A 16,622-nucleotide genomic window follows, 5' to 3' on the forward strand; every position below is an offset into this window, starting at 1 on the left:
CCGCTCTACGAAGGACGGCGAGGGTTCCAGGCCCGCTGGCGCTCGCAAACGATGCCGGAACTCAATGCATCCCGGCGTCGTGACCCGCTGCGGCGGCGTCCTCTTCGCGGCGCGACTGCTCGCGGCTGATCACCTCGACCTTCGGCTCCTTCCACGGTCCGCTGACCCGGTAGGTCCTGGCGCCGATCTCGCCCAGCGGCTTGGCCAGCACCGCGTTGGCCGCCGCGCCGACCGCCGCACCGACCGGGCCGCCGGCCACCGCGCCAACCACGGTGAGCAGGTTGCCGGACTTGGGCAGCACGTCGATGGTCTGGTCGAAGCGCTGGGCGCGCAGGTCGGTATCGCCGCGGATGCGGATGTCGGCGGCCGGGCCGTCGATCACGATCCCGTCGGTGTGCGCCTGGCCGTCGGCGAAGCGCAGCTCGCCTTCCAGCTGGTCGAAGGCGAAGCCCTTGGAGAAGAAGTCGCGGAAATCGAGCATCAGCCGGCGCGGCAGCTGGGCCAGGCTGAACAGGCCGAGCACGCGGCCGGCGCCCGGCTCCACTTCCAGCAATTGGCCGTCCCTGGCGGCGATGCGCAGGCTGCCCTGCAGGCCGGCCAGGCGGAAGCCGGCGGGCGGGCCCGGCCAGCTGGCATCGAAGTGGACCTGGCCTTCGCCGCGGGCCAGCCAGTTGCGGTAGCCCAGGCCGTCCATCAGGCCGCCCATGTCCTGGCTGTCCACCTGCACGGCCAGGTGGGTGCGCGCGGCATCGCCGCGACCGAGCCATTCGCCGGTGGCCTCGACGGTCTGTTCCCCGGCGCGGATCTGCAGCCGGTCCAGGCGCAGGCCGCCGGGGACCGGCCGGGTGCGCAGCGAGGCCTTGCCCAGCTGGGCCTGGCGGAAGCGCAGGTCGTCCACGTCCAGGGCCAGCGGCGGAATGCCGGCCGGGTCGAATCCGTCGTCGGCCGGCGCCGCGCCACCGGCGGTGGCATCGCCGACCGGCGTCGCGGCATCGGCCCGCGGGGCTGCGGCGGGCGTTGCCTCCGCCGGCGGCGCGACGCCGGCGGCAAGCGCATCGGCCAGCCGCTCCTCGCCGCTCGCGGTCGTATCGACCGGCTTGGCGACCGGCTGCCAGTGCAGGCGCGCGAAATGCCCCTGCACCGGCGCATCGGCGGTGTCGGGCACGGTCACCGTCCCGGCCAGCGCGGGGCCGTCCACCTGCACCGCCAGCGCCTGCGCGCCGGGCTGCAACCTCAGGCGCGTGGCCGGGAAGGCGCCCCCCAGCAGGCGCAGCTCGTCGGCCAGCACGTCGATCTGGCGCAGCGGCACGCCGTCCTTGCCGCCGCCCTTGGCCAGGGCGATCCACTCCAGCGCGTCCAGCGAGGGCGTACGTCCGCCAACAACTATCCCCGATGCCGGCGGCTCGGCTTCGACCGTCGCGCTGCCCAGGCTGACCCGCACGCCGGTCTGCCCGTTCTGCTGCCGCGCGCGCAGCGCCATGCGCTCGCCGAAGGCCACGTCGATCGCGCCGCTGCCCAGCGGCAGCCCGACCTGCACCCGGGTAGGCAGCTTTTCACCCGCCGGCTTCGCCAGCGGCGATGGCAGGTCTAGCACCGTGCCGAGCAGCGACGAATCCAGCCGCAGCGTCCCGGCGCTGCCGGCGACCGGCTGCTTCGGCAGCGCCACCGCCAGCGTCCATGGGGAGCGGCCGCGCACGCGCGGCGCCAGCCAGTCCAGTTCCGGCGCACGCGCGAACAGGTCGGCCGCGTCCAGCGGTGCGTCGAGGCTGGCCTCGAACACGTTCGCCGCGTCCTGCACGTGGCCGCCGGAGCGCAGCCCGAGCGTGCCGTCCTGGCCGGCATAGCGCACCGACAACTGCTCCGCTTCGAAGCCGTCGCGGTCGTAGCGGGCGCGCCCGCGCACCTGGTCGAACACCAGGTTCCAGCGTTTTTCCGCCAGCCGTGCCCCCTGCAGGTCGACCGAGCCATCGACGACCGCCGGGCCGCGCCCGCTGCCCAGCGGCAGGTCCAGGGCGAAGGTGGTGGCGGCCGGCCCGGAAGCCTGCAGGTGGTCGAGGGTTTCGGCGTTCTCGGCATGCAGGGGACTGTGCCGCAGCAGTTCGAGCAGCGCGGCGGCATCGCCGCGGCTGTCGGCGCGCACTTTCAGCGGCGCCCGCCTGAAGTCGGCGATGCCGGCCTGCAGCCGTTGCACGGGCACGCCATCGAGGTTGCCCTGGCCCTGCACGGTGAAACCGTTGCCGACGAAGGCGACCTCGCCCAGCATCGCCTCCATGGCCGGCCAGCTTTCCTGGAAGCGGATGCGCCCGTCGCGGATCGTGGCGGTGGCTTCGAAGCGACCGTTGCCTTCCACGAACGGCCAATCGTCCAGGTCGCCGGCCACCAGGCCGCGGCCGCCGGCGACGGTGCCGCCTTCCAGCGCCATGTCCAGCCAGTCCACCGCGGCCTTGGACATCTTGTGGTGGATCCAGAACTTCTTCGCCACCGGCACCTCGGTATCGGCGATGTCGGCGGCGATCCCGATCCAGGGCCGGGTGCCGTCGCCCTGGAACCACAGGCTGCCGCGCGCATCGACGGCATAGTCGCCGCCGTCCACCCGCAGCGCCGAGGTGCCTACCTCCCAGCCCTCTCCCGCGCGCCAGGCCTGCAGGTCGCCGTCGAGCCGCAGCTCGTGGACCACGCCGAAGCCGCTGGGCCAGTCGAAGCGCAGCGCGCTGCGCGCGTCCAGCGCCAGCTTCATGCCGTCGGCGTCGCCTTCGAAGCGGCCGGCCAGGCCATCGATGCCCGGCGCCTTGCCGACCGGTGCGAACGCGATCCGCTCGATCCGCCCCTGCATGCGCAACGGCCCTCCGCGCAGCGCGGCCACTTCGACCTGCGACAGCGTGGCCTGCGGCGCGGCGTCCAACATCCACGCACGCAACGAGGGCGACAGCCGGTCGCTCAGGGCGGCAACGGCCAGCAGGGGCGTCGCGTCGACCCGGTCGGCCTGCAAGGCCAGGCGGCGTCCACCGGCGAGGAGAAGCCCGTCCAGCGACTGCGCCCCGCGCGCGTCGGCCACGCGCAGCAGCGGTGCGTCCAGGCGCCAGCCACCCGCGGTGACCCGCCAGCGCGCCAACCCGCGAAGCTCGTCCAGGCGCACCTGCGGCAGCAACCCGTCGGCCAGCGGCGCGCCGGACAGCAACAGGTGCCGCAGCTGGAACTGCGTGGTCACCAGCACCACGCGATGGTTCCGCACCTCGGCCCAGGCCTGGACCTGTCCGCGTCCGTCGACCGGCGCGATCCCGGCGTGGTGCAGCAAGGGCGCCCAGCCGCCCAGCGCCCCGGTCTCCAGGTCGAAGGAGCCGCGGCCATGGCCGCTGTGGCGGTCGAACTCGAATGCCAGCGCCGCCGGCGCCGCGTCCGGGCGGATCCAGGCGCGCGCGCCGGCGCTGACCTGGCGCCCGTCCACGCGCAGGCGCAGGTCGATCTTCGGGATGCGCGTGCGCAGTCTCAGCGCCGGTGCGCGCACGTCGAGCTGGCCGCCGATCACCTGCAACTCACCCAGGCCCTCGAGGTAGTCGAGCGGATCGGCGGTACCGGTCATCGGCAGGCCGCGCACCGACCAGCGCCCGTCGTCGGCGCGCTCCAGGGTGAGCGCGGGCCCGCGCAGCCTCAGCTCGGTGAACGAACGCCCCGGCAGCAGGCCGGCGTACATCGACACCAGCACCTCGGCCTGGCCGATGCGCACGCCTCCATCGGGCTCGCCGATGTGCAGCCCTTCAAGCTGCAACAACGGTCCGCGGCGGGTCCATTGCGTGTCGACGCGATCGAAGCTGACCGGCCGCCCGGCCTTCTCGCTGAGCCAGGCGGCGATGCGCTCGGGATGGCGCTCGGCCAGTGGCAGCACCTGGCTGGCCGCGCCCAGCACCAGCGCCATCAGCACCAGCACCACGGCCAGCAGGTAGGCGGCCCAGCGGCGGGCCAGGCGCAGGCGGCGGCGGACGGGGGTGGGCATCAGCGTGCCGCCCTGGCGCGCGGCCACGCACGCGCCGGGCACGCCGCATCGCACCGTGCGTGCGGCGGCGCGATCGTTTCCCTGCGTGTGTCCGATCCCTGGTGGCGGTGGCCGGGCCTAGAGCAGGACCACATCGAACTGCTCCTGCAGGTACTGCTCGTCCGCCTGGAAGCGGATGGTCTTGCCGAGGAACTCCTCCAGCTCGGCCACCGCGGCCGACTCCTCCTCGGTGATCCGCGCCACCACCTTGGGCGAGGCGATCACCAGCAGGCGCGCGGCATCGAACTGGCGCACCGCGCGGGTGATCTCGCGGAACACCTCGTAGGTCACCGTCTCGGCGGTCTTCACCGAGCCGCGCCCGCTGCACTGCGGGCAGGTCTCCGACAGCTGCCGCTCCAGGCTCTCCACCGTGCGCTTGCGGGTCATCTCGACCAGGCCCAGCGGCGAGAAGTCGTAGACGGTGGTCTTGGCATGGTCGCGCGACAGCGACTTCTCCAGCGTGCGCAGCACCTGGCGGCGATGCTCCGGATCGGTCATGTCGATGAAGTCGATGATGATGATCCCGCCCAGGTTGCGCAGGCGCAGCTGGCGGGCCACCGCCTGGGCGGCCTCGAGGTTGGTGCGGTACACCGTCTCCTCGAGGTTGCGCTGGCCCAGGAACGAACCGGTGTTGACGTCGATGGTGGTCATCGCCTCGGTCTGGTCGATGACCAGGTAGCCGCCGGACTTCAGCGGCACCTGCTTGTCCAGCGCGCGGCCGATCTCGTCCTCCACCCCGTAGAGGTCGAAGATCGGGCGGTCGCCGGCGTACAGCTCGATCTTCTCGGCCAGCACCGGCATGTACTTGGCGACGAACGCCTGCAGCCGGTCGTAGGTGTCGCGCGAATCCACCCGCACCTTCTCCACGTCGCGGCGGATCAGGTCGCGCACCGCGCGCAGCGGCAGGCTCAGGTCTTCGTAGATGATCGTGCCGGCGGCGACCTCGCGGCCGCGGCGCTCGACCACGTTCCACACCCGCGACAGGTAGGCGATGTCTTCGGCCAGCGCCTCGGCCGGCTGGCCTTCGGCGTTGGTGCGCACGATGTAGCCGTGGCCGCCGTGGCTGGCCGACAGGTCGGAGACCAGCGTCTTCAGGCGCAGGCGCTCGGCCTCGTCCTCGATCCGCGCCGACACCCCGACCGTGCGCGACTGCGGCAGCAGCACCAGGTAGCGCGAAGGGATGGAGATCTGCGTGGTCAGGCGCGCGCCCTTGGTCCCGATCGGATCCTTGACCACCTGGACCACGACCTCCTGCCCGTCGCGCAGCAGCTCGACGATGGACGGGGTGGAGATCGGCTGCGGCGGCGCGTCCTCGGTCTGGCCGGCATCCACCGGCGCCGGCCGCACCACGTCGTTGGCGTGCAGGAACGCGGCCCGCTCCAGCCCCAGTTCGACGAAGGCCGCCTGCATGCCGGGCATCACCCGCTGCACGCGCCCCTTGTAGATGTTGCCGACCACCCCGCGCCGCCAGCCGCGCTCGATGTGCAGCTCCTGCAGCATGCCGTTCTCAACCACCGCCACGCGGGTCTCGCGCGGGGTGACGTTGACCAGGATCTCCTCGGACACGGCGCCCCTCACCCGGCCATGGCGGCGCGGGCGCCGGTATCGTGCTGCGCGGCGGCGGTCGTGGCGTCGAGCAGGCGCGCGGTCTCGTGCAACGGCAGGCCCATGACCCCGGAGTAGCTGCCGGACAGGTGTTCTACGAAGGCTTCGGCACGGCCCTGGATGGCGTAGGCGCCGGCCTTGCCCATCGCCTCGCCGGTCGCGACATAGGCGGCGATGGCGGCTTCGTCCAGGGGCGCGAAGCGGACCGCGGTGCGGGACAGGGTTTCGCGCTCGCCGGCCGCGTCGACCACCACCACCGCCGAAAGCACCGTGTGGGTGCGCCCGGACAGCCGGCGCAGCATGGCCGCCGCATCGGCGGCGTCGGCCGGCTTGCCGAACACCTCCTCGTCCAGGACTACCTCGGTGTCCGCGCCGAGCACGCGCGCGCCGGGCTCGCCGGCGACCAGCGACCAGCCGGCGCGGGCCTTGTCGCGGGCCACGCGGCGCACGTAGTCGGCCGCACCCTCGCCCGGCGCCCGGACTTCCGTGACGTCGACATCGAGGAGGCGGTGGGACAGGCCGAGCCGTTGCAGCAATTCGGCCCGGCGGGGGGATTTCGAGGCCAGATACAGCATGGTGCAAGGATAACCCGCGGCGGCGGGCTGAACCGTGGGCCCATGCCCGTTCCCGGGGTTCCAACCCCATCCGGGCTCACGGCGCGTTCATCCCCCCGACCCGACCCTGCCGCGCAGTCCCGTGCGGACCCCGAAAACCCGACAAGGAGAATCCGATGCGCCACCCGTTCGTCGCCCTGCTCGCCGCCATGGCCCTGTCCGCCCCGGCGGTCGCCGGCGCACAGGCCACCCCGACCGTGCCCGCCGACGCCACCCTGCTCTCGGTCTCGTCCCAGGCCGAGGCCCGGCGCGCCCCCGACATCGCCACCGTCTCGGCCGGCGTCGTCACCCAGGCCGCCGACGGCAACACCGCCATGCGCCAGAACGCCGAACAGATGAGCCGCGTGCTGGCCGCGGTCAAGGCCGCCGGGGTGGCCGCCAAGGACGTGCAGACCAGCGGCATCAACCTCAATCCGCAGTACCGCTACGAGGAAAACCAGCCGCCGCGGATCACCGGCTACCAGGCCAGCAACACCGTGACGGTGAAGTTGCGCGACGTGGCGAAGATGGGCCAGGTGCTCGATGCGCTGGTGGCCAGCGGCGCCAACCAGATCAACGGCCCGAGCTTCGGCATCGACGATCCGGAGCCGCTGTTCGACCAGGCGCGCGCGGACGCGCTCAAGCAGGCACAGGCGCGCGCGGCCACCTACGCGGAAACCCTGGGCCTGCGCGTGCGTCGCATCGTCAGCATCAGCGAGGGCGGCGCGGGCATGCCGGTGCCGATGCCGCGCATGGCGATGAAGGCCGAAGCCTTCGACGGCAGCACCCCGGTCGCGGCCGGCGAAAGCAGCGTCTCGGTGCAGCTGGACGTGGTGTTCGAACTGGGTCGCTGAGGCCACCGGCACGCGGCAGGCGAAGCCCGGCTCCGGCCGGGCTTCGCTTTTTTTGCGAAACGGTCCGGGTCGGATGCCGCTGCCTTCGCCAATCCTGCGCCGGCATGCCGGCGCGGCCGGCTGGCCAACCTGTACGACTTCCGTCCAGGCCGCCTTGCAGGGGATTGCCCTCACTGCGGGGGCGGGCGCAGTCTGGAACCGGCCATCGCGGCCAACCCCGGCCGCCCTGTCCGTGCGTTGTTCCTCCCGTCATTCCCGCAATGGAGGTGGATCATGGTTCGCACGCTGCCGTCCGATGTCTCCCCCCGCCTGGACCCCTCGCGCATCCTCGCCATCAGTTTCGCGATGGCCGTGCATGTCCTGGCCCTGCTGGTCCTGCTGCTGCCGTTGACCCAGGCACCTGCGGTCGTGACGAAGCCCGAGCAGATGCCTCCGCGCTGGAAAGTCCCGGAGATCGTTCCCGTTCCCCCGATACCGCCGGAACTGGTTGTGCGGGAGCCCATCATCACTCCGCCGCGCGCGCCCACGACGGTGCAGCACACCACGCACGTGCAGACACCCAGCGTCGTCGACCAGGGCACATTGCAGGCCGATCCGCCCGCCGACGTGACCGGCCCACCGGACGTCGTCGTGCCGGACATCGGCGGCCCGCTGCAGGGCGCGCAGCTGCGCTATGCGGTAGCTCCGCCACCGCGCTATCCGCGCGATGCGATCGCCAACGGCGCCGAAGGCACGGTGCTGCTGCGCGTGCTGGTCGACGTCGACGGCCGGCCGCTGGAGGTAGTGGTCGACCGCAGCAGCGGACACCGCTCGCTGGACCGCGAGGCGGTGCGGCACGTGCAGCAGCGCTGGCGCTTCGAGCCGGCGATGCACGACGGCCGGCCGGTACAGGCCTGGGGGCTGGTGCCGATCGACTTCAGCCTGCAATGAAGCCTGGGGGCACGCCGGCGCGCTGCCGCCGGCGTGCCCCGCCGGCTGGACTCCGCTTCGCCGTCGCGATGCATCGCTGCCCCCTGCGCCGCGTAGGGGCGCGGTGCCCTGGCATCGAGCCAGCGCCGTCAGGCGCGGTGGTAGGGATGGTTGGCCAGCAGCGCGGCGGCCCGATACAGCTGCTCGGCCACCAGCAGGCGCACCAGCATGTGCGGCAGCGTCAGCGGGCCGAGCGACCAGGATTCGGAAGCGGCGGCGAGCACATCCGGCGCGTGGCCTTCGGGGCCGCCGACCAGGAACGCCAGGTCGCGGCCCTGCTGGCGCCAGTGTTCCATGCGCTGGGCCAGCTGCTCCGAGGACCAGGCGCGTCCGGGCACGTCGAGCGCGACCACGTGCGCGTTCTTCGGCAAGGCGGCGAGCACGCGCCTGCCCTCGTCCTCGATCGCGCGCTGGGGGTCGCGTCCCTTGCCGCGCAGGCCCGGCTCGACCTCGACCAGTTCCAGCGGCAGCCAGTGCGAGAGCCGCTTGCGGTATTCGCCGAAGCCTTCGGCCACCCAGGACGGAGCGCGTTCGCCGGTGGCGATCAGTCGTGCCTTCATGGCCGCCATGATATCGCCGGCGAGTTATTCCGCGGCGTGAGCGCTGATATGCCGCGGCATGCGCGTGCTACGTTCCGCCGCGCCCCGCATCGTGCGGGCGTCATGGAGGGAGTACGCATGGGCCGGACCGGTCACGCCTTGCATGCCGGCATCGCCGCGCTGCTGCTGGCTTCCACGACGGCCGCGGCCGCGCCAGCGCACGCTTCCGCCGGCGACGGGCACGACGCGCCGCTGGAGGCCTCGTTCGACTGGTTCGAGTACGAAGGCAGCGACCCGGCCGACGCCCGTTACGCGCCGGGCCCGGGCCAGTTCCGCAATCCGGTGCTGAAGGGCTTCTATCCCGATCCGAGCGTGGTCCGCGTCGGCGCCGACTACTACCTGGTGAACTCCACCTTCGGCTGGTTCCCGGGGATACCCGTGTTCCACAGCCGCGACCTGGCGAACTGGACCCAGATCGGCAATGCCATCGACCGCGCCGACCAGCTCGACTTCGGCAGGCACGACCTGGTCAACGGCGTGTTCGCACCCGCGATCGAGTACCACGACGGCCTCTTCTACATCACCAACACCTGCTTCCCGGCGTGCGGCGGCAACTTCGTGCTTACCGCGCGCGATCCGGCGGGACCGTGGTCGGACCCGGCCTGGCTGCCGGACCTGGCCGGCGGCATCGACCCGTCGCTGTTCTTCGACGACGACGGCCGCGCGTGGATCGTCAACAACGACCTGCCCGAGGGCGGCAAGGAACGCTATCCCGGCCACCGCGCGATCTGGCTGCAGGAGTTCGACGCCAAGGCGCTGCGCACCATCGGCCCGCGCCGGGTGTTGCTCGACGGCGGCGTGGTGCCCGCGCAGAAGCCGGAGTACGTCGAAGGCCCGCACCTGTTCAAGAAGGACGGCTGGTATTACCTGACCGCCGCCGAGGGCGGCACCGGCGAGATGCACCAGCAGGTGGTCCTGCGCAGCCGCGAGGTGACCGGACCCTACGAGGCGTGGGCCGACAACCCGGTCCTGACCCAGCGCGACCTGCCGCGCGATCGCCCGCTACCGGTCACTTCGGCCGGGCATGCCGACTTCGTGCAGACCCAGGACGGCGACTGGTGGGCGGTGTTCCTGGGCAACCGCCCGTATCCGCCCAACGCCGGTCACTTCGTCAACACCGGACGCGAAACCTTCCTGATGCCGGTGCGATGGGAGGACGGCTGGCCGCGGATCACCGCGCCCGGTAAACGGATTCCCTGGGTGCTGGACGCGCCGGCGCTGCCGGCGGGCAGCGCGCCGGTGCCCACCAGCGGCAGCTTCGCGGTCCGCGTCGGCTTCGAAGGCCGGCAACTGCCGCTGGACTGGATCACGGTGCGCAATCCGCGGCAGCGGTGGTACCGGCTCGATGGCCAGGCCCTGCACCTGCAGGCCCGCACGGTGGGCCTGGGCGAGCGCGACAATCCCTCGTTCCTCGCGCGCCGGCAGCAGCACCAGGAAGCGCTCGCCTCCACCGTGGTCCGCTTCGCGCCACGGCGCGACGGCGACATCGCCGGCCTGGCCGCGTTCCAGAACGAGGACTTCTGGTACCTGCTGGCGGTGACCCGCGAGAACGGCGCGCCGAGGGTGGTGCTGGACCGCCGTGACGGCCGTTGCAAGGACGAAGCCCGGACGGGCACGCGGCTGGCCTCGGTGCCGTTGCCGGCGGCCGCCGCCGGTCAGCCGCTGTACCTGCGCATCCGTGCGCGCGGGGCGGAGTATGACTTCGAGTACGCCACCCGGCAGGGGCAATGGCGGTCGCTCGCAGGCGGCCTGGATGGCACCCTGCTCAGCACGGCGGTGGCCGGCGGCTTCACCGGCGCGGTGTTCGGCCTGCATGCCGCGCGGCGGGAATCGCCGTTGTAGGCGCCGGGCTCCTGCCGAAGAGCGTCAGGCCGGGCCGGCTTCTTCCGGCTCGTCGCCCACCGTCCACAGCCGCTCCAGCGCGTAGAACTCGCGCACGCGCGGCAGCATCACGTGGACGATCACGTCGCCCAGGTCGACCAGCACCCATTCGGCCTCGCGCTCGCCTTCCACGCCCAGCGGCATCGCGCCGAGCTTCTTGGCGAACTTGATCACCTCGTCGGCGATCGACTTCACGTGCCGGGTGGAGGTGCCCGAGACGATCACCAGGTGGTCGGCGACGCTGGTCTTGCCGCGCACGTCGATCTCGACGACATCCTTGGCCTTGATCTCCTCCACCGCGGCGCGCACGTTCGCCAGCAGGACATCGACGGGCGGCGGCGGTTCGGGAAGGCGGGTCTTGATGACGTGGGCTTGGTTGCTCAAGGAGGACTCTGCGGAACGGCGGGGGCGGGACACGCGGCGATTATACCGGCCCGGGTGAGCGGGCCGTGTTCATGGGCGCCGATACAGGCCCTCGGTCCGGATCCAGGCCTCCACCTCCGGCGGCACCTGGTCCGGCCAGGCCGGGTCGCCTTCGGCGATAGCCCGGCGCACCGCGGTGGCCGATTCGGCGCGCAACGGCTGCCGCAGGGCATACACGCGACCGGCGGGGCGGGTGGCCAGCTCGGCCGGATCGTCGGTCCAGCGGCCCTCGACTTCGCCCGCCAGCTCCCTCGACAGCGGCGCGTCCCCGGCCGAGTCGCGGCCGGCCACGATGAAATGGGCCAGTTCTGGCAACTGCCGCCAGTGCTTCCAGGTCGGCAGCGAGCGGAAACTGTCGGCGCCCACCAGCAAGGCCAGCGGCGCCGCCGCGCCGCGCTCCGCACGCAGTTCGCGCAGGGTGTCCACCGTCCACGAAGGGCCGGCGCGCTGGAGTTCGCGCCGGTCCACGCGCAGGCGACGGTCGCCCGCCACGGCCAGGTCGAGCATGTGCGCCCGCTGCGCGGCATCGGCACCGGGCGCGGTGCGGTGCGGCGGATCGGCGGCCGGCACCAGCGTCACCGGCACGCCGAAGGTATCGGCCGCGGCACGGGCGATGGCCAGGTGGCCGTTGTGCACCGGATCGAAGGTGCCGCCGTACCAGATCGCCAGCACGACAGGACAGTGCCCGCTCAGCGACCGGCGCCGGCCAGCAGCCGCGTGGCCGGCGCCTGCTCGGCGATGGCCAGCAACAGCCGTTCCAGCAACTGCCAGGGCTCGCCGGCGCCGCGCCCCTTGGCGGCGCGATCGATGCGCGAGGCGTAGGCGGCGAAGCGGTTCCAGCGCAGCGGGGTGGCGTGGCGCTGCAAGGCGCGCTTGAACGGCGCCTGGCGGGACTCCCACAGGCCCTGCGACTTCATTTCCGCGGCCAGGTTGGCGCCGCGCGCCTGCGCCCGTGCCAGCGTGGCGGCGCGCAGCAGCTCGCGGATCACCATCGGCATCAGGCCGGCGACCTGCTCGCCTTCGGCACGCAGGCCGGCGAGCATGCGCCGCACCTGCGCCGGCTGCCCGGACAGGGCGGATTCGAGCAGGCGGAACACGTCGTAGCGCGCCGCGTCGGCCACCAGCGACTGCATCCGCTCCAGGTCCAGGGTGCCTTCCGGCGCCAGCAGCGCCAGCTTGTCGATTTCCTGCGCGGCGGCAAGCAGGTTGCCCTCCACGCGTTCGGCCAGTCCCTGCACCGCGTCGGGCGCTGCACGCAGGCCGCGCTCGCGCAGGCGCCGATCGATCCAGCCCGGCAGTTCGTGCGGCTTGACCGGCCAGGCGACCGAGACCACGCCCACGCGCGACACCGCGTCGACCCACTTGCCGTGGTGGGCCTTGCTCCAGTCGCCGGCGACGATCAGGAGCGTGACATCGCCGGGCGGATCGGCGCAGAACTCGCCGATCACCTCGGCGCCGGCCTTGCCCGGTTTGCCCGATGGCAGGCGCAGTTCGATTAGGCGGCGGCTGCTGAACAGGCTCGGGGCGTTGAAACTGGCCGACAGCGCGTCCCAGTCCGGCTCGCGGCCGTCGGCGTCGAAGACTTCGCGCTCGATGCCTTCGCTGCGCGCGCGCGCGCGGATCGCATCGGCCGCCTCCAGGACGAGTAGCGTTTCCGATCCGGCGACCAGGTAGACCGGCCGCAGCGGCTGGCCGGCGGCCTGGGCGGCCAGCTGGTCGGGCCGCAGTTCCATCAGCGCACGCCCCTCACGGCGTGGACGTCGGCGCGGCCGCGGGCGCCGGCTCCGCATCCGCATCCACGTCCGCATCTGCCGGCGGTGCCTCCGGCAGCGACGGCATGGCCGGGGATGCGCCCGGCGCAGATGCGGGCTCCACCACGGGCGATGCGTCATCGCCGGGCTCGGCCGCCGCGGCGGCCTCGCGGGCCAGGTTGGCGCGGACCACGCTGTCGATGCGGCGCATGATCGACGCGGCCATCTCGCGACGCAGCTCGTCGGCCAGGATCTCGCGCTCGGTACTGGTGCCGGTGGCATCCTCCGGCGGCGACACGTAGTCGCGCGACAGCTCCACCACCTGCTGCGGCACCAGGACCGTGCCATCGGCTAGGCGGAAGGTGAAGATGGTGGCGTAGCGCAGGCTGAACTCCTGGGCGCGGCCCTGCTCGTCGATAGCGATCGGCAGGTCACCCCAGCGTTCGGACAGCACGTCCAGCCGCGCCATCTTCGGCGCAGGCGTGGTCGAGGCCGGCACGGCGCCGGTCGGTCTGGCCGGCTCGCGCGGCGCGACGGTGGCGCCGGCATTGCGCAGGTTGCGCTCGAGGATGGTCACGAGTTCGCTGTACGGCGTGGTCGAAACCACCTGCACCGGTGGCGTGTCCTCCGGCAGCGCCAACTTGTCGCGCAGGTGGAAGCCGCAGCCGGCCAAGGCCACAACGAGGAAGACGGACAAGGCGGGTCGGATCATGGGCGCAAGTCTGGACGAGCCGGCAGGGAGCGGCAACAGGCACACAGCCTGCCGGACCGCGCGTGAACGGGGTTTGAGAAACCACCCCCCTCCCGCCCAGGCTGTCATTCGGTGCAAAGCCGCGCGACGATCGCCCAAAGGAAAGCATCTCTGCTCCGAGACGACGGGATCGGGACTCAATTGGGACTGCGCGGGTTCCGGCGGAAATGCACCGCCCACGCACGCAATCCAGCGCTCAAGCCCCCCAAGCTGGGGGGCAGCCGTGCGCAGCGCGGCCGGGGGGATGGAGGCTCAAGGCGCGGGGCCCAAAGTTCCGCTTGCGGAACTTTGGGGGGTAGATCGCCGCTGGCGATCTACCCCGCCACGATGTTGACGATCTTGCCCGGCACCACGATCACCTTGCGCACGGCCAGGCCTTCCAGGAACTTGGCGGTGTTCGGCTCGGCCTTGGCCAGCGCCTCGACCTGCTCGCGCGGGGCGTCGGCGGCGACCTCGATGGTGCCGCGCAGCTTGCCGTTGACCTGCACCGCCAAGGTGACCGCGTCGCGGACCAGCGCGGCGGGGTCGGCCTGCGGAAACGGCACGTCCTCCAGCAGCGCCTGCGCATGGCCCAACAGCTGCCACAGCGCATGGCTGGAATGCGGGGTGATCGGGTTGAGCAGCAGCACCGCCGCCTCCAGCGCCTCCTGGCGCACGGCCCGACCGGCGGGACTGGCGTCGTCGAACTTCGCCACGGCGTTCATCAGCTCCATCACCGCGGCGATCGCGGTGTTGAAGCTGTGCCGGCGGCCGTAATCATGACCGACCTTGTCGATGGTCTCGTGGGTCTTGCGGCGCAGCGCCTTCTGCGCGCCGTCCAGCGCCGCCGCGTCCAGCGCCGGGGCCGCGCCGTCGGCCACGTGCTTCTGCACCTGCGTCCACAGCCGGCGCAGGAAGCGCGCCATGCCGTCGACGCCGGCCTCGTTCCATTCCAGCGACTGCTCCGGCGGCGCGGCGAACATCGAGAACAGGCGCACCGTGTCGGCGCCGTACTTGTCGACCATCGCCTGCGGGTCGACGCCGTTGTTCTTCGACTTGGACATCTTCTCGGTGCCGCCCACCAGCACGGGCTGGCCGTCGGCCGCCAGGGTGGCGCCGGTGATGCGGCCGCGCTCGTCGCGCTGGACGTCCACGTCGGCCGGGTTGATCCAGTCCTTCGAGCCGTCCGCATTCTGGCGGTAGTAGGTGTCGGCGATGACCATGCCCTGGGTCAGCAGGTTGGTCGCCGGCTCGTCGCTGTCCACCATGCGCGCGTCGCGCAGGAGCTTGTGGTAGAAGCGGAAGTACATCAGGTGCAGGATCGCGTGCTCGATGCCGCCGATGTACTGGTCGACCGGCAGCCAGTAGTTGCCGCGCTTGTCGACCATGTCGCGGGCCTTGGGCGAGGTGTAGCGCGCGTAGTACCAGCTCGACTCCATGAAGGTGTCGAAGGTATCGGTCTCGCGCTCGGCCGCGCCGCCACAGTCCGGGCAGGTGGTCTTGCGCCACTGCGGGTCGGTCTTGATCGGCGAGCCGGTGCCGCTGAACTCCACGTCCTCGGGCAGCACTACCGGGAGCTGGTCCTCCGGTACCGGCACCGCGCCGCAGCGATCGCAGTAGATCACCGGGATCGGGCAGCCCCAGTAGCGCTGGCGGCTCACGCCCCAGTCGCGCAGCCGGTAGTTGACCCGGCGCTGGCCGCGACCCTGCCGCTCGAAGCGCTCGGCCAGGGCTTCGAACGCGCCCCAGTAGTCCAGGCCGTCGAATTCGCCTGAGTTCACCAGCTCCAGGTCGGCGCGGGCCTTGTCGCCGTACCAGTCGCGCCAGGTGGTCGGATCCCAGGACCGCTCGTCGTCGTTCTTCGGTTCCTTCAACGCGATCACCTGCACGATCGGCAGGGCATAGTTGTTGGCGAACTCGAAGTCGCGCTGGTCGTGGCCGGGCACCGCCATCACCGCGCCGGTGCCGTAGCCCATCAGCACGAAGTTGGCGACCCAGATCGGCACCTGCTCGCCGGTGACCGGATGCACCGCCTTCAGGCCGGTGTCGATGCCGCGCTTCTCCTGGGTCTCCAGCTCGGCCTCGGACACGCCGCCATGCTTGAGTTCCTCCAGGAACGCGGCCAGGGCCGGATTGGTGGCGGCCGCCTTCAGCGCCAGCGGGTGTTCGCCGGCGATGGAGACGAAGGTCACGCCCATCAGCGTGTCCGGGCGGGTGGTGAACACGCGGATCGGCTCCAGCACGTTGCCGGCGCCGTCCAGCACGTCGAACTGGATCTCCAGGCCCTCGGAGCGGCCGATCCAGTTGCGCTGCATGGTCTTGACCGACTCCGGCCAGCCCGGCAGGTTGTCCAGGCCGTCGAGCAGTTCCTGGGCGTAGTCGGTGATGCGCAGGAACCACTGCGGGATCTCGCGCTTCTCCACGAGCGCGCCCGAGCGCCAGCCGCGGCCGTCGATCACCTGCTCGTTGGCCAGCACGGTCTGGTCGACCGGGTCCCAGTTCACCACCGAGTTCTTGCGGTAGGCCAGGCCCTTGCGCATCAGCCGGGTGAACATGCGCTGCTCGTGGACGTAGTAGTCCGGCGAGCAGGTCGCGAACTCGCGCGACCAGTCGATCGCGTAGCCCAGCGACTTGAGCTGGCTGCGCATGTGCGCGATGTTCTGGTAGGTCCACTTCGCCGGCGCGACCCTGTTCTTGATCGCCGCGTTCTCCGCCGGCAGGCCGAACGCGTCCCAGCCCATCGGCTGCAGCACGTTGTGCCCGGTCATGCGCTTGTAGCGGCTGATCACGTCGCCGATGGTGTAGTTGCGCACGTGGCCCATGTGCAGCGCGCCGGACGGGTACGGCAGCATCGACAGGCAGTAGTACTTGGGCTTGTCGGAGGCTTCGTCGACCTCGAAGGCGCGGGTGCCGTCCCAGAAGGCCTGGGCGGCGGCTTCCACCGGCTTGGGATCGTAGGACGGGACGTTTTCGGGAACGGCGGACATTGCGGGTCGCGGCGGCTGCGGCAAAGTCGCCAAGGGTACCGCAGCGCAGCATGGGGCTCCACCTTGCCCCCCTCGACGGCGCCCACGCCCCGCGGCTGCATCCGGCGGGCCGGCGACCCGGCGCCGGTGGCCGCCGCCGAGGCCGACGCCACCAGGGCGCTGGCCATTTCCGCCGGGCAGGCACCGCCCACGGCCACCGT

12 protein-coding genes are annotated in these 16,622 nt (G+C 72.1%); 3 read left to right on the forward strand and 9 right to left on the reverse strand.

Annotated elements, in window-relative coordinates:
• Positions 1-61 precede the first annotated feature (61 nt).
• The 3 genes from ABKA19_RS08530 to ABKA19_RS08540 form a co-directional block, all read right to left on the reverse strand.
• Positions 62-3,991 (reverse strand): YhdP family protein, encoded by a 3,930-nt coding sequence (locus ABKA19_RS08530; RefSeq protein WP_353688537.1) that lies wholly within the window; start codon positions 3,989-3,991, stop codon positions 62-64.
• 117 nt (positions 3,992-4,108) lie between these two features.
• Positions 4,109-5,596 (reverse strand): ribonuclease G, encoded by a 1,488-nt coding sequence (gene rng, locus ABKA19_RS08535; protein WP_353688538.1) that lies wholly within the window; start codon positions 5,594-5,596, stop codon positions 4,109-4,111.
• Positions 5,597-5,604: 8 nt separating this feature from the next.
• Entirely contained in the window at positions 5,605-6,210 is a 606-nt protein-coding gene (locus ABKA19_RS08540; protein WP_353688539.1) for a Maf family protein, read from the reverse strand.
• A gap of 155 nt (positions 6,211-6,365) precedes the next feature.
• Here ABKA19_RS08540 and ABKA19_RS08545 point away from each other — a divergent pair, with 155 nt between their 5' ends.
• Both ABKA19_RS08545 and ABKA19_RS08550 read left to right on the forward strand, forming a co-directional pair.
• Positions 6,366-7,082: an SIMPL domain-containing protein gene (locus tag ABKA19_RS08545; RefSeq protein ID WP_502945743.1), complete on the forward strand. Its 717-nt coding sequence runs from the start codon at positions 6,366-6,368 to the stop codon at positions 7,080-7,082.
• 273 nt (positions 7,083-7,355) lie between these two features.
• Positions 7,356-8,012, forward strand: coding sequence for an energy transducer TonB (locus ABKA19_RS08550; protein WP_353688540.1), 657 nt, complete (start codon positions 7,356-7,358; stop codon positions 8,010-8,012).
• 128 nt (positions 8,013-8,140) lie between these two features.
• On the opposite strand, the gene rlmH is transcribed toward ABKA19_RS08550, so the two are convergent.
• A complete protein-coding gene (gene rlmH / locus ABKA19_RS08555) occupies positions 8,141-8,611 on the reverse strand; it encodes a 23S rRNA (pseudouridine(1915)-N(3))-methyltransferase RlmH (RefSeq protein WP_162376606.1) in 471 nt (156 codons plus the stop codon).
• A gap of 165 nt (positions 8,612-8,776) precedes the next feature.
• On the opposite strand from rlmH, the gene ABKA19_RS08560 reads away from it, so the two are divergent.
• Positions 8,777-10,492, forward strand: coding sequence for a glycoside hydrolase family 43 protein (locus tag ABKA19_RS08560; protein WP_353688626.1), 1,716 nt, complete (start codon positions 8,777-8,779; stop codon positions 10,490-10,492).
• 24 nt (positions 10,493-10,516) lie between these two features.
• On the opposite strand, the gene rsfS is transcribed toward ABKA19_RS08560, so the two are convergent.
• The 5 genes from rsfS to leuS all read right to left on the reverse strand — a co-directional run bounded on the left by rsfS (position 10,517) and on the right by leuS (position 16,422).
• Positions 10,517-10,915 carry a ribosome silencing factor gene (rsfS, locus tag ABKA19_RS08565; RefSeq protein WP_162376605.1) on the reverse strand — a complete coding sequence of 133 codons (399 nt, stop codon included), beginning with the start codon at positions 10,913-10,915 and terminating at the stop codon, positions 10,517-10,519.
• A 69-nt stretch (positions 10,916-10,984) separates the two neighbouring features.
• Positions 10,985-11,626: a nicotinate-nucleotide adenylyltransferase gene (nadD, locus tag ABKA19_RS08570; RefSeq protein WP_353688541.1), complete on the reverse strand. Its 642-nt coding sequence runs from the start codon at positions 11,624-11,626 to the stop codon at positions 10,985-10,987.
• A 17-nt stretch (positions 11,627-11,643) separates the two neighbouring features.
• Positions 11,644-12,687 carry a DNA polymerase III subunit delta gene (gene holA / locus ABKA19_RS08575; protein ID WP_353688542.1) on the reverse strand — a complete coding sequence of 348 codons (1,044 nt, stop codon included), beginning with the start codon at positions 12,685-12,687 and terminating at the stop codon, positions 11,644-11,646.
• A 13-nt stretch (positions 12,688-12,700) separates the two neighbouring features.
• On the reverse strand, positions 12,701-13,417 hold the full coding sequence (locus ABKA19_RS08580) for an LPS-assembly lipoprotein LptE (RefSeq protein ID WP_162376602.1): 717 nt from the start codon (positions 13,415-13,417) through the stop codon (positions 12,701-12,703).
• Positions 13,418-13,770: 353 nt separating this feature from the next.
• Positions 13,771-16,422 (reverse strand): leucine--tRNA ligase, encoded by a 2,652-nt coding sequence (gene leuS, locus ABKA19_RS08585; protein WP_353688543.1) that lies wholly within the window; start codon positions 16,420-16,422, stop codon positions 13,771-13,773.
• Positions 16,423-16,622: the final 200 nt, after the last annotated feature.

Source organism: Pseudoxanthomonas sp. Soil82 (genome assembly GCF_040446535.1).
GTDB lineage: Bacteria > Pseudomonadota > Gammaproteobacteria > Xanthomonadales > Xanthomonadaceae > Pseudoxanthomonas > Pseudoxanthomonas kaohsiungensis.